The organism is Corynebacterium kalidii (assembly GCF_022869005.1).
GTDB lineage: Bacteria > Actinomycetota > Actinomycetes > Mycobacteriales > Mycobacteriaceae > Corynebacterium > Corynebacterium kalidii.
The window spans coordinates 272,000-284,471 of sequence record NZ_JALIEA010000017.1 but is presented as its reverse complement, the minus strand read 5'-3'; the positions used below and the strand labels follow the sequence as shown (position 1 = coordinate 284,471).

10 protein-coding genes are annotated in these 12,472 nt (G+C 68.6%); all 10 read right to left on the bottom strand.

Annotated elements, in window-relative coordinates:
* Positions 1-48: 48 nt before the first annotated feature.
* Positions 49-2,475: a Tex family protein gene (locus MUN33_RS12080; protein WP_244805167.1), complete on the bottom strand. Its 2,427-nt coding sequence runs from the start codon at positions 2,473-2,475 to the stop codon at positions 49-51.
* Positions 2,472-2,849 (bottom strand): hypothetical protein, encoded by a 378-nt coding sequence (locus MUN33_RS12075; protein ID WP_244805166.1) that lies wholly within the window; start codon positions 2,847-2,849, stop codon positions 2,472-2,474. Before MUN33_RS12075 ends, MUN33_RS12080 begins: the two co-directional genes overlap by 4 nt.
* A 37-nt stretch (positions 2,850-2,886) precedes the next feature.
* Positions 2,887-3,636, bottom strand: coding sequence for a hypothetical protein (locus MUN33_RS12070; protein ID WP_244805164.1), 750 nt, complete (start codon positions 3,634-3,636; stop codon positions 2,887-2,889).
* 176 nt (positions 3,637-3,812) lie between these two features.
* The gene (trmD, locus tag MUN33_RS12065; RefSeq protein ID WP_244805163.1) at positions 3,813-4,652 is read right to left on the bottom strand and encodes a tRNA (guanosine(37)-N1)-methyltransferase TrmD; all 840 of its coding nucleotides are present in this window, start codon (positions 4,650-4,652) and stop codon (positions 3,813-3,815) included.
* Positions 4,653-4,663: 11 nt separating this feature from the next.
* Positions 4,664-5,257 carry a ribosome maturation factor RimM gene (gene rimM, locus MUN33_RS12060; protein WP_244805161.1) on the bottom strand — a complete coding sequence of 198 codons (594 nt, stop codon included), beginning with the start codon at positions 5,255-5,257 and terminating at the stop codon, positions 4,664-4,666.
* 32 nt (positions 5,258-5,289) lie between these two features.
* Positions 5,290-6,633: an NADP-specific glutamate dehydrogenase gene (gene gdhA, locus MUN33_RS12055; protein ID WP_244805159.1), complete on the bottom strand. Its 1,344-nt coding sequence runs from the start codon at positions 6,631-6,633 to the stop codon at positions 5,290-5,292.
* Positions 6,634-6,987: 354 nt separating this feature from the next.
* On the bottom strand, positions 6,988-7,464 hold the full coding sequence (gene rpsP / locus MUN33_RS12050) for a 30S ribosomal protein S16 (RefSeq protein ID WP_244805157.1): 477 nt from the start codon (positions 7,462-7,464) through the stop codon (positions 6,988-6,990).
* Positions 7,465-7,655: 191 nt separating this feature from the next.
* Complete coding sequence (gene ffh / locus MUN33_RS12045) at positions 7,656-9,272, bottom strand: signal recognition particle protein (protein WP_244805156.1); 1,617 nt, start codon at positions 9,270-9,272, stop codon at positions 7,656-7,658.
* A gap of 96 nt (positions 9,273-9,368) precedes the next feature.
* Positions 9,369-10,739, bottom strand: a complete 1,371-nt coding sequence (locus tag MUN33_RS12040; protein ID WP_244805154.1) for an ammonium transporter — start codon at positions 10,737-10,739, stop codon at positions 9,369-9,371.
* A 186-nt stretch (positions 10,740-10,925) separates the two neighbouring features.
* A complete protein-coding gene (ftsY, locus tag MUN33_RS12035; protein WP_244805152.1) occupies positions 10,926-12,431 on the bottom strand; it encodes a signal recognition particle-docking protein FtsY in 1,506 nt (501 codons plus the stop codon).
* Positions 12,432-12,472 lie beyond the last annotated feature (41 nt).

The following is a 12,472-nucleotide window of genomic DNA, read 5'->3' as shown; positions in this document are numbered from 1 at the left end:
ATCCGGGGAGGGGTTTACGCAACCCGGCCATTATGCCAGCGCCGGAGCCTACCGGCCAAACCCGGCCCGTTTGAGCGCGTCGGCCATCGACCCGGTGGCACCACCTGCCGCCTGGCCGGGCTTCTGCCCACCGCCGTTGCGGCCCCGGTTGCCCCGGCCGCCCTGGCCTCCCCGGCCGCCCTGACCCCCCTGACTGCCCTGGCCACGACCGGCGCCCGGCCCGGACCCCTTCCGGCCACCACGCTGCCCGTCCCCTGCGTTCCTCTTCCTGGCGGGCTCCCCGGGCTCGTCCTGGAGACGCAGGCTCAGGCCGATCCGCTGACGGTCGACGTCGACCTCCATGACCTTGACCTTGACCACCTGACCGGAACTGACGACGTCGTGCGGGTCGGAGACGAAGGAGTCCGCCATCGCCGAGACGTGCACGAGGCCGTCCTGGTGGACCCCCAGGTCGACGAACGCCCCGAAGGCGGCGACGTTGGTCACCGTTCCCTCCAGCACCATGCCGGGGGTCAGGTCCGAGATCTTCTCGACCCCGTCCGTCAACGAGGCGGTGCGGAACTCGGGACGGGGGTCCCGTCCGGGCTTGTCGAGCTCGGCGATGACGTCGGTCACCGTCGGCACACCGAAGGTGTCGTCGGCGAAGTCACGCGGGTTGAGCCGGCTGAGCACGGCGGTGTTGCCGACCAGCTCGGCGACGGGGACCCCGGTGGCCTCGGTGATGCGCCGAACCAGCGGGTAGGCCTCCGGGTGGACCGCCGAGGCGTCCAACGGGTCCGCCGCGCCGTGGATCCGGAGGAAGCCCGCGCACTGCTCGAACGCCTTCGGACCCAACCTGGCGACGTCCTTGAGCTGGCGGCGGGTGAGGAAGGCGCCGTTGTCCTCACGGTGCCGGACGATGTTCTCCGCCAGCGTGGAGCTCACCCCCGCCACCCGCCGTAGCAGCGGCGCCGAGGCGGTGTTGACGTCCACCCCGACGGAGTTCACCGCGTCCTCCACCACGGAGTCCAGGCCGGACGCCAGCTGCGCCTGGTTCACGTCGTGCTGGTACTGGCCCACACCGATGGACTTCGGGTCGATCTTCACCAGCTCCGCCAGGGGGTCCTGCAGGCGCCGGGCGATCGACACCGCCCCACGCAGTGCCACGTCCATCTCCGGGAACTCCTCGGCGGCCAGTTCCGAGGCGGAGTACACCGACGCACCGGACTCACTGACCATCACCGGGGTCGGACGGTTCCCCGTCGCCGTGGAGACGGTTCCGGCGATCTCCCGGGCCAGCTTCTCGGTCTCCCGGGACGCCGTGCCGTTGCCGACGGCGAGCAGTTCCACGTTGTGCCGGGCACACAGGGTGGCCAGCGTCGAGGCCGCCGCGTCCCACCGGTTCTGGGGCTTGTGGGGGTACACCACCGCGGTGTCGAGCACCTTGCCGGTCTGGTCGATCACCGCGCACTTCACCCCGTGGGCGTAACCGGGGTCCAGACCCAGGGTCGCCCGCTGCCCTGCCGGTGCCGCGAGCAGCAGGTCCCGGAGGTTCCGGGAGAACACCTCGACCGCGGCCTCGTCCGCACGTTCCTTCAGCCGCATGCGCACGTCCACGCCCGAGGAGACCTGGAGCTTGGTGCGCCATCCGAAGCGGGTGCACTCCGCACGGAACCTGTCCGCGGCGTCACCCTTGGGCTCCAGCCCGCGGGCCAGGGCGATCATGCCCTGGTAGATCTCGTCGTCCCCGGCATCCAGCGTCAGCTGCAGCACCCCCTCGGACTCGCCGCGCAGCAGGGCCAGGGTGCGGTGGCTGGGGAGCGAGGTGAACGGCTCGGAGAACTCGAAGTAGTCACGGTACTTCTGCGCCTCCGGCGTGTTCTCCTTGCCTGCCACGACACCGGCGGTCATCGACCCGGTGGTGTAGTACCGCTCGCGGACCTCACCGACCAGGTCGGCGTCGGTGGCGATCTCCTCGAGCACGATCGCCCGTGCTCCGGCCAGCACGGCCTTGGCGTCGTCGAAGCCCTCGGTGACGTAGCCGGCAGCCAGCTCGGCCGGGTCGGTGTCGCACTCGCCGAGCAGGTGCTCCACCAGGGGCTCCAGACCGGCCTCCCGGGCGATGGTGGCCTTGGTCCGGCGGGTGGACTTGAACGGCAGGTACAGGTCCTCCAGCCGCGCCTTGGTCTCGCACCCCAGGATCAGGTCACGGAGGTCGTCGGTGAGTTTCCCCTGCTCGTCGATGGCCGCCAGGACGGTCTCCTTGCGCTCCTCCAGTTCGCGGAGGTAACGCAGGCGGGTCTCCAGGGTGCGCAGCTGCGAATCGTCGAGCCCACCGGTGATCTCCTTGCGGTACCGGGCGATGAACGGGACGGTGTTGCCCTCGTCCAGCAGCCCGACGGTCGCCCGTACCTGCGACCCGGTGATACCGAGTTCCCGGGTGAGTGCCGTGATGATCGTTGAATCGCTGTTTCCTGCGGTGTGTCGGACGCTCATTCCGACGATCGTAGCGTGGTCGTCTGCCCGAACCAGAGCCCGGGCGACCCGTCGGGGGCGGAAGGCAGGCACCCGGCGACCGCCCGGGTGACATCCGCGGTGGCCGGGGCAGCCCCCGGCCAGTGCGCGGTGACCGTCAACCGGTGGACCTGTTCGCCGACCGGCGGTGTGTCGAACCGCTGCAGGTAGTCGGCCACGAGCATGTTGTCCGGTTCGCAGGCCGACTCGACGCTCCGGAGCTCGACCTCGACACCGGTGGCGCCCAGGCCCGTCAACGCCGCGTCGACGGCGTCGAGCAGTGCGTCGCGCCGGTCCGGACGTACCAGCACGTTCATGTCGGTCGCCGTCGGTACGGACGCGCTGTGGGGTGTCATGGCAGCCAGGGTACCCCTGCCCCGGCCCCGTGGGCGGTCAGAACTCATCCACCGGGGCCTCCACACCGACGGTGCGCCTCTGCTGCGCATAGGCCTCCTGGTACGCCAGGTCCTCGTCCACGGCCGTGTCGACGATGTCGCGCAACCGGTGGATGGTCACCGTGGAACGGGGGATCAGGGAGCCTGCACCCGACGTGGTGATCAGCCGGTGCGGGCACGCCATCAGCCAGTCCGTCACCGCGCGCTCCACCGCGCGGTCCGCCGACGGGCAGTAGTCGCTCTCCACGTCGGGGAACCGCGCCCGCCACGGGGCGTCGTCGACGTCCCAGGGCACCGGGGCGTCCTGGTCGCCCTGGTCGTCCACCCTCCGGAAACCACCGAACGTGGCCGCGTCCCCGTCGCCGTACCTCTTACCGTCGCCGTCCTCGTCCCCACCGGCGAGGTCGCGTTGGCGCTGCAGCTCGGCCTCCCGGTCCGCGATCGCGGCCTGCAGGCCGGCATGCCGGTCCATCCGACGCCAGATGGCGTCCATGTGCTCCAACGTCATCCGTCCGTCGTCCAACGCCGACCAGTACATCTCCGGCATTCTCCACGACAGCTCCGCAGCGTGACGGAAGCGTGTGGCGTAGGCGGCCCCGCGGGTGCGCACCATCTCCGATATCGCCGCCCGCTCGGCCGCCGAGCGCCCCCGCAGCCCGCTCTGGGCCATCCTCAGTTCCATCCGGTTGAACGGATAGACCGTAAGTTCCTCGACCGACGGACTGTTCACCGGTTCCGTGACTGGCATGATCAAACTCCCCCTGGTGTCTGGTGTCTGGTGTCCCGTGGCCGGCGTCGTCGCCGACCCTCGCAGCCGACACTAGCCGCGGTCCCGGCTTCCCCTGCACCACGTCGTGGCGAAGTACCGGGAGACTGTGGACAACCCCACCCCTGGGGACACGTGCCGCTCCCCCGGCCCCGCAGCTACTCCGCGGTGCCCTCCAGGACGCTGCGGTCGTGCCCGTCGAGGCGCCCGTCGTGCTCCAACGCCTCGACCAGCTCCGGGCGCACGGCGGCGGTCCTCAACAACGCCTGGTCGCGGCGCCACCGGTCGACTTTCGCGTGGTCGCCCGACAACAGCACCGCGGGGACCTCACGGTCCCGCCAGACCCGTGGTTTGGTGTAGCTGGGCCCCTCGAGCAGTCCGTCTTGGAAGGAGTCCTCCTCGTGGCTGCGGCGGTTACCCAGGACACCGGGGATGAGCCGCACCACCGCCTCCGCCATCACCAGCACCGCGACCTCGCCACCGATGAGCACGTAGTCGCCGAGGGAGACCTCCTCGACGCGGTAACGCTCCCCGGCGTCCTCGAAGACCCGCTGGTCGATCCCCTCGTACCGACCGCAGGCGAACACCAGACGCTCCTCCGTGGCCCACCGCTCGGCGGTCGCCTGGGTGAAGGGCCGTCCGGCCGGGGTCGGCACCACCAGGACAGGACGGTCGTCCCGTCCGCCCGGAGCGTCCGGCTCCGGCACGTCGTCGGCGGCGACGTGCGGATGGGCGCTGTCGAGCCGGAGGCCGTCCGCCGCGGGGCCGGTGAGCGCGGCGACGTCGTCGAGGGCGGGGCCCCACACCGTCGGCTTCATGACCATGCCGGGGCCTCCCCCGTAGGGGGTGTCGTCCACGGCTTTGTGCACGTCATGCGTCCACGACCGCAGATCGTGGACGGCGACATCGAGGATCCCCCGCTCGATCGCCCTGCCGAGCAGAGCGTGTCGCAGGGGGTCCAGGTACTCAGGGAAGATGGTGATGACGTCCAACCGCATGATGGACGATCCTACCCGAGCTCCAGAAGCCCCTCGGGCGGGGTCAGCACCAGCGCGCCGTTGTCCAGGTCGACGATGGGCACGATGGCACGGCGGAACGGTACGAGCACCGTCGACCCCGCGGTCGCCAGTGGCGCATCAGCGTCGACGGCGACCTCGAGCAGCGTTCCCGCAGGCCCGTGGGTCACACCGCTGACCACGCCGATATCGACCGGTTCGGGGCTCTCCCCCTCGTACGCGCGGGCGTTGGCGGTCTCCTCGTCGACCTGCCCGCAGTCCAGGACCCGGAGCCCCTCCAGCTGGTGGTCGTAGTAGGCCTCCTCGTCCGGGTCGATGACCGGGTCGCCGAAGAAGCGCAGCCCCCGCAGCGTGTCGGCCTCGGTACGGTCGGACACCTCCGCCACGGTGACCAGCAGCCGACCCTGGTGCGGGCGCGTCGCCGTCACCGTGAGGGTACGTTCCTTCCCCCGCTGCCTACCGGTCAGGACGGTGCCCACGGCGAACCGTCCTTCCGGGTCGTCGGTGGTCGGTTCGACCACCAGCTCCCCCCGCACACCGTGCGGCTTGACGACCCTGCCGATCTGGAGTTGTTCAGTACCTGACATGGAGGTCAGGATACCGCACGGTCCACCGGTTCCTAGATGACGCCCTGCGCGGCCATCGCGTCGGCGACCTTACGGAAACCGGCGATGTTGGCGCCCACCACGTAGTCACCCTCCATCCCGTACTCCGCGGCGGTCTTCGCCGTGGTCCGGAAGATGTTGCCCATGATGTCACGCAGCCGCTTGTCGGTGTACTCGAAGGACCAGGAGTCACGGGAGGCGTTCTGCTGCATCTCCAGTGCGGAGGTGGCCACACCGCCGGCGTTCGCCGCCTTGCCCGGGGCGAAGTCGATCTTGCGCTTGCTGAACACGCGGATCGCATCATGCGTACACGGCATGTTCGCACCCTCGGCGACGTACTTCACGCCGTTGTCGGCCAGCTTCGCGGCGGACTCGCCGTCCAGCTCGTTCTGGGTGGCACACGGCAGTGCGACGTCGGCCTCGACCTCCCAGACGTTGCCGCCCTTGTGGAAGGTCGCGCCCGTGGCTTCCTTGGCGTAGTCCGCCACACGCAGGCGGCGCACCTCCTTGACGTCCTTCAGCAGCTCCACGTCCACGCCGTCCGGGGTGGTGACGTAGCCCGAGGAATCGGAGAAGGCGACGACGGTGGCGCCGAGTTCCTGGGCCTTCTCGATAGCGTAGATCGCCACGTTGCCGGAACCCGAGACGATCACCTTCGCGTTGTGGAGACGCTCGCCGCGTGCCGACATCATCTCCTGCGTGAAGTACACCGCGCCGTAGCCGGTGGCCTCGGTACGCACCAGGGAGCCACCCCACTGCAGGCCCTTGCCCGTCAGCGTGCCGGACTCGTGACGGCCGACCATGCGGCGGTACTGGCCGAAGAGGTAACCGACCTCACGGCCACCCACTCCGATGTCACCGGCGGGGACGTCGATCTTGTCCCCGATGTGGCGGCCGAGCTCGGTCATGAAGGACTGGCAGAAACGCATGATCTCCAGGTCGCTCCGGCCCTTGGGGTCGAAGTCGGAGCCGCCCTTACCGCCACCGATCGGGAGGCCGGTGAGGGAGTTCTTGAAGATCTGCTCGAAGCCCAGGAACTTGATGATGCCGAGGTTCACCGACGGGTGGAAACGCAACCCGCCCTTGTACGGGCCGAGCACAGAGTTGAACTGCACCCGGAAGCCACGGTTGACGTGGACGTTGCCCTGGTCGTCGACCCACGGGACCCGGAAGATGATCTGACGCTCCGGCTCGGTGAGACGCTGGATCAGCCCCATGTCCGCGTAATGCGGGTCCTTGCGCAGCACGTGCGTGAGGCTGTCGAGCACCTCGGAGACCGCCTGGTGGAACTCGGGCTCACCCGCGTTCCGCTGGAGGATCTGCTCGTAGTAGGTCTTGACTGTGGCATCGACGTCCATCGTGCTCCCTTCGGTGAAAACTTCTGTACCGGGGACATTTTACCTTCCGGACACAGTCCACTTAACACGTTCGTCGCTTCCGTGACCCACGCCACAGTGCCTGACCTGCTTTGTTTCGGGGACATCCTGCACAGGAAATGCCGCCGAAACACTTGCGAAATCTGAGGACGCCGGCCGCGGGGGCCCGCGACCACCCCCGGGCACCCCCTTGAACACATGTCTTCATCACCATCCCGTCGTCGGCCCCCGGACACGAGAACACCGCCCCCACCGTCAGCGACGGTGGGGGCGGTGTCGGAAGGTGCCGGCGTCCCGGCCTCGACGGTCCGGGACTCAGGTGGTCCTTCGGCGGATCTACTCCGCCTCAGCAGCCTCCTCGGCCTTCTCTTCTGCCTTCTCGGCAGCCTCGGCCTCTGCAGCAGCCTTGGCCTCGGCCTCTTCCTTGGCCTTCCGCTTCTTCTCGGTGATGGCCTCGGCGGTCGGGGCGTCGGCGGCCTCAGCCAGGGCGGCGTTGAAGAGATCCAGCTTGGAGGTCTTCTCCGGCTGCGGCTTCAGGGTGCCCTCGGCGCCCGGGAGGCCCTTGTGTGCCTGCCAGTCACCGGTGACCTTCAGCAGGGCGAGGACCGGCTCGGTCGGCTGTGCGCCGACGCTCAGCCAGTGGCGTGCGCGGTCGGAGTCGATCTTGATGACGGACGGCTCGGCCTTGGGCTCGTAGATGCCGATGTTCTCGATCACCTTGCCGGAGCGGCGGGTGCGGGCGTCGGCCACGACCACGCGGTAGTGCGGGGTGCGGATCTTACCGAGACGCTGGAGCTTGATCTTGACGGCCATGATGGTCCTCTTTCCTGTTGACGGTCACCGGGCAGTACGGACACCTGCAGGTGCAGGCCGGTTCAACCCTTGGATTTACCCTGCGCGTGACCACCGGACGACCGTGGTCGTGATCGGTGTTACGCAGACCGTTCGACACTACAGGGAAGCAGGTCACCCGGCCAAATCCTGCGTAGTCCGCAGGCGACCGGTCAGCGGCCCTTCCCGAAGTCCAGGTTGCCCATGTCGATGTTCTCGAACCCTTCGGGCATCTGCTGCTGCATCTTCTTCAGGTCCGCCATGGACGGCATTCCGCCACCGCCGGGCATGCCGGGCATCCCGCCCATTCCCGGCATACCGGGCATCCCCGGCATACCCTGGGGCCCCTTCGGCTGCGTCGGCCCCTTCTTCACGGGCTTGCGCTTGCCGTTCTTGCCCTTGCGGCCCTTCGGCTTCTTCTTCGTCGCCGAACGGCCCATGCCTCCGCCCATACCGAACTGGCCGGCCATCTTGCCCATCATCTTCTTCGCCTCGTGGAACCTGCTGACGAGCTGGTTGATGTCGGCGACGGTGACGCCGGAACCGGCGGCGATGCGTTTGCGGCGCGAGGCGTTGAGGATATTCGGGTTCGCCCGCTCCTGCGGGGTCATGCCCCTGATGATCGCCTGGATCCGGTCGAGCTGCTTCTCGTCGACCATGTCGGCCATGTCGTTCATCTGCTTGCCGCCGGGCAGCATCTTGAGCACATTGCCCAACGGCCCCATCCGGCGGATCATCAGCATCTGGTCCAGGAAGTCCTCCAGCGTGAGCTCCCCGGAGGCCATCCTGGCCGCGGAATCCTCCGCCTTCTTCTGGTCCATGACCTGCTCGGCCTGCTCGATGAGGCTGAGCACGTCACCCATGCCGAGGATGCGGTTGGCCATCCGGTCCGGGTGGAAGACGTCGAAGTCGTCGAGCTTCTCGCCGGTGGAGGCGAACAAGATGGGCTTACCGGTGACCTCACGGATCGACAAGGCCGCACCACCGCGGGCGTCGCCGTCGAGCTTGGTGAGCACCACGCCGGTGAAGTCCACGCCGTCACGGAACGCCTCGGCGGTGGTCACGGCGTCCTGGCCGATCATCGAGTCGATGACGAACAGCACTTCATCCGGGTTGACGGCGTCGCGGATATTCCGCGCCTGCGTCATGAGGGTCTCGTCGATGCCCAGCCGGCCGGCGGTGTCGATGATGACCACGTCGTGCCGGGTGCGTCCGGCCTCCTCGATACCGGCCTGGGCCACGGCGACGGGGTCACCGTGGCTGGTGCCCATCTCGTGGTCCAGCGAGTCCAGCGACGTGCCCGGGTCCGGGGCGAACGTCGGCACCTCGGCCCGTTCGCCGACGATCTGCAGCTGCTGGACGGCCCCGGGACGCTGCAGGTCACAGGCGACGAGCATCGGGGTGTGACCCTGCTTGGCCAGGTGCTTGGCGAGCTTGCCGGCCAGCGTGGTCTTACCCGCACCCTGGAGACCGGCGAGCATGATCACCGTCGGCGGGTTCTTCGCCAGGTTCAGCCGGCGGGTCTCGCCGCCGAGGATGCCCTGCAGCTCCTCGTTGACGATCTTGATGACCTGCTGGGCCGGGTTGAGCGCCTCGGAGACGACCACCCCGTTGGCGCGTTCCTTGATCCGCTTGATGAAGGCACGGACGACCGGAAGGGAGACATCGGCCTCGAGCAGGGCGAGCCGGATCTCACGGGCAGTGGCGTTGATGTCCGCTTCAGTCAGCCGCCCTTTCCCGCGCAGGCCCTTGAGGGCACCGGACAAGCGGTCGGACAAGGACTCAAACACAGTGGAAAATCTCCCTTACGCAATGACTTCTGACCCCACCACCGTACCCGGTGTCTCCGGACCTGCCTACTCACACACGGTGCGCGGCGCGGCGACTCAGGCGTCCTGCGCCGAATTGAAGTCACCGACCTCCTCGAACACCTCGTCGTTGTCGTCGGTGTAGGAGTACGCGCTCTCAGCGTGCTGGGTGCTGTCGATACCGGCGTGCTCGTCGTCGCCGGAGATCCTCCACCCCATGGTGTACTTCAGGGCCAGGCCGATGACGACGGTGACGACCGCGCAGAACACCACGGCGACCAGGGCGATGACGACCTGCACGATGAAGAGCTTCACCCCGTCGACCCCGCCGCCGGTGAGGAGCCCGCGGTTGGTGGCCAGCAACCCGACGCCCATCGTCCCCCAGATACCGGCGACGAGGTGGACACCGACGACGTCGAGGGAGTCGTCGAACCGGAACCGGTACTTCAGACCCACGCCGACGGCCGCCAGGGCCCCGCCGACCGCACCCAGGACGATGGCGGTGACCGGGGTCAGGTCACCGGCGGCGGGAGTGACCGACACCAGCCCCGCGACGACACCGGACGCCGCGCCCAGCGAGGTGGTGTGGCCGTCGCGCACCCGCTCCACCAGCAACCAGCCCAGCATCGCGGCACAGGTCGCGGCGGTGGTGTTGAGCCACGCCAGCCCGGCCAGACCGTTCGCCCCGAAGGCGGACCCGCCGTTGAAACCGAACCAGCCGAACCACAGCAGCGCCGCCCCCAGCATCACCAGCGGAAGGTTGTGCGGGCGCGAACCTTCCTTCATGAAGGTCCGGGACCGCCCGATAATCAGGGCCAGCACCAGCGCCGCCACGCCTGCGTTGATGTGCACGACGGTGCCACCGGCGAAGTCGATCGGCGCGACCGCGGCGACCGTCTCGCCGTCCTCGGTGGCGGTCCCGAACATCATCGCGGCCAGGCCGTCCTCCCCGTCGGACAACAGGCCTCCTCCCCACACCATGTGCGCCATCGGGAAGTAGACCAGGGTGACCCACACGCCGGCGAACACCATCCAGGTGGAGAACTTCACGCGGTTGGCCAGTGAGCCCGAGATGATCGCGACGGTGATCACCGCGAACGTCAGCTGGAACCCGATGTCGATGACATTGGCGTACCCTTCGGCGCCTACCACGAACGTTCCGTCCGCGGTGGTGACGGAGTCCTTCAGACCGAAGAGTTCGAAGGGGTCGGAGAACAGGCCCGCCACGGTCCGGGAACCGTAGGACATCGACCAGCCCCACAGCACGTAGATCACGCCGATCAGGCCGAGGGTGCCGAAGGACATCATCATCATGTTCAGGGCGGACTTCTGGCGGGACATGCCGCCGTAGAACAGCGCCAGGGCCGGGGTCATCAGCAGCACCAGCGCGGCGGACATCAGCATCCAGGCGGAGTCGCCTGTCGCGGCCGCCATTTCCTCGGGTGTCATGTCGGTAGCTCCTCAGGGGTCGGGTGGGGTCGGGTGGGGGTTGTCTCCGGCACCTCGCGCCGGTCCCTCCTGCCGGATAGTTAACGGCCCCGATGTTTCACCCGGTCACGCCCACGGATTTCCGGCGCATGAAAAACACCGCCGTGACATTACGGCGGTGTTTCCCTGGGAGCAGGTGCTTAACCGCTACCCCAGCAACGCGTCGACGAAGCCCTCGACCTCGAACGGCGCGAGGTCGTCGGCGCCCTCGCCGAGCCCGACGAGTTTCACCGGGACACCGAGCTCCTCCTGGACCTGGAAGACGATACCGCCCTTGGCGGTGCCGTCAAGCTTGGTCAACGCCACACCGGAGATGTCCACGACCTCGCGGAACATCCTGGCCTGGACCAGCCCGTTCTGGCCGACGGTGGCGTCGAGGACCAGGATGACCTCGTCGACCTTCGCCTTCTTCTCGACGACCCGCTTGACCTTGCCGAGCTGGTCCATCAGCCCGACGGAGGTGTGCAGGCGTCCGGCCGTGTCGACCAGGACGACGTCGATGCCGTCGTCAACACCCTTGGCGACCGCGTCGAAGGCCACCGACGCCGGATCAGCGCCCTCGGCGCCGCGTACCGTCTCCGCACCGACCCGGCGTCCCCACGTCTCGAGCTGGTCCGCCGCGGCCGCGCGGAAGGTGTCGGCGGCACCGAGCAGGACGGAGTGGCCCATCCCGACGAGGACACGCGACAGCTTGCCGGTGGTGGTCGTCTTCCCGGTGCCGTTAACGCCGACGACCATGATCACCGCCGGTTTCCCGTCGTAGGGCATGGCGTGGATCGACCGGTCGAGGTCAGGTTTGCACGCGTCGATCAGGCAGGCGCGCAGCAGTGCCCGTGCCTCCTCTTCGCTGGACACACCCTGGGTGGTGATCCGTTCGCGGAGGTCCTCGACGACGGCGAGGGTCGTCTTGGTGCCGAGGTCCGCCATGAGCAGCGTGTCCTCGATCTCCTCCCAGGCGTCCTCGTCGAGGTCACCGGCCGACAGGATGCCGAGCACACCGCGCCCGATGACATTCTGCGACTTGGCGAGGTTGCCGCGCAGACGACCGAGCCTGCCCTCCACCGGTGCGATGTCGTCGACCGGGGCGGGCTCGGGCTCGGGAGCCGCTTCCGGCTCGGGTTCCTGCTCGGGTTCCGGCTCGAGGGTCGGTGCCGGTTCCGGGGTCGGTTCAGGCTCCGGCGCTGCTTCAGGTTCGGGGGTGGCCTCCGGCTCAGGGGTCGGTGCCGGCTCCGGCTCTGCGGCGGGTTCGGGAGCGGCCTCCGGCTCAGGAGTCGCCGCAGGCTCCGGCGTGGGTTCCGGCTCCTCTTCCGGCTCCGGGGTCGGCTCGGACTCCGGCTCAGGGGGAACCGGCGTTGTCGGGACAGACGGGGCCGGGGCGGACGTCGGAGGAGTAGCGGGGGTCTCTCCCCCGAGCTCCTGCCCCGGCAGTACCTCCGGCTCCTTGTCCGCTACCCCGGCTGCGGTACCGGCGCTGAAGTTGAATCCGCCCTGTGCCTGGTAGTTCCCGGAGGACGGCTTCTTCTCCTCGATCTCCGGCTTCTTCTCGAAGGAGATCTCCTTCTGCTTGCCACGGCGCAGGCCGAGGACAACGAGGAGAGCGACGATGACAATGACCGCGACGGCGGCTATGACTATCCAGATAATCGGGTCCATGCCACCAGTGAACCAAATGTCGACTCCCCTGTGTGCCGGAG

Bases quoted from the DNA above. Each gene is read 5' to 3' on its own strand.
- MUN33_RS12070 (WP_244805164.1), bottom strand. From the start codon at position 3,636: ATGCCAGTCACGGAACCGGTGAACAGTCCGTCGGTCGAGGAACTTACG.
- MUN33_RS12040 (WP_244805154.1), bottom strand. From the start codon at position 10,739: ATGACACCCGAGGAAATGGCGGCCGCGACAGGCGACTCCGCCTGGATG.
- trmD (WP_244805163.1), bottom strand. From the start codon at position 4,652: ATGCGGTTGGACGTCATCACCATCTTCCCTGAGTACCTGGACCCCCTG.
- gdhA (WP_244805159.1), bottom strand. From the start codon at position 6,633: ATGGACGTCGATGCCACAGTCAAGACCTACTACGAGCAGATCCTCCAG.
- ftsY (WP_244805152.1), bottom strand. From the start codon at position 12,431: ATGGACCCGATTATCTGGATAGTCATAGCCGCCGTCGCGGTCATTGTC.
- MUN33_RS12075 (WP_244805166.1), bottom strand. From the start codon at position 2,849: ATGACACCCCACAGCGCGTCCGTACCGACGGCGACCGACATGAACGTG.
- MUN33_RS12080 (WP_244805167.1), bottom strand. From the start codon at position 2,475: ATGAGCGTCCGACACACCGCAGGAAACAGCGATTCAACGATCATCACG.
- rpsP (WP_244805157.1), bottom strand. From the start codon at position 7,464: ATGGCCGTCAAGATCAAGCTCCAGCGTCTCGGTAAGATCCGCACCCCG.
- rimM (WP_244805161.1), bottom strand. From the start codon at position 5,257: ATGTCAGGTACTGAACAACTCCAGATCGGCAGGGTCGTCAAGCCGCAC.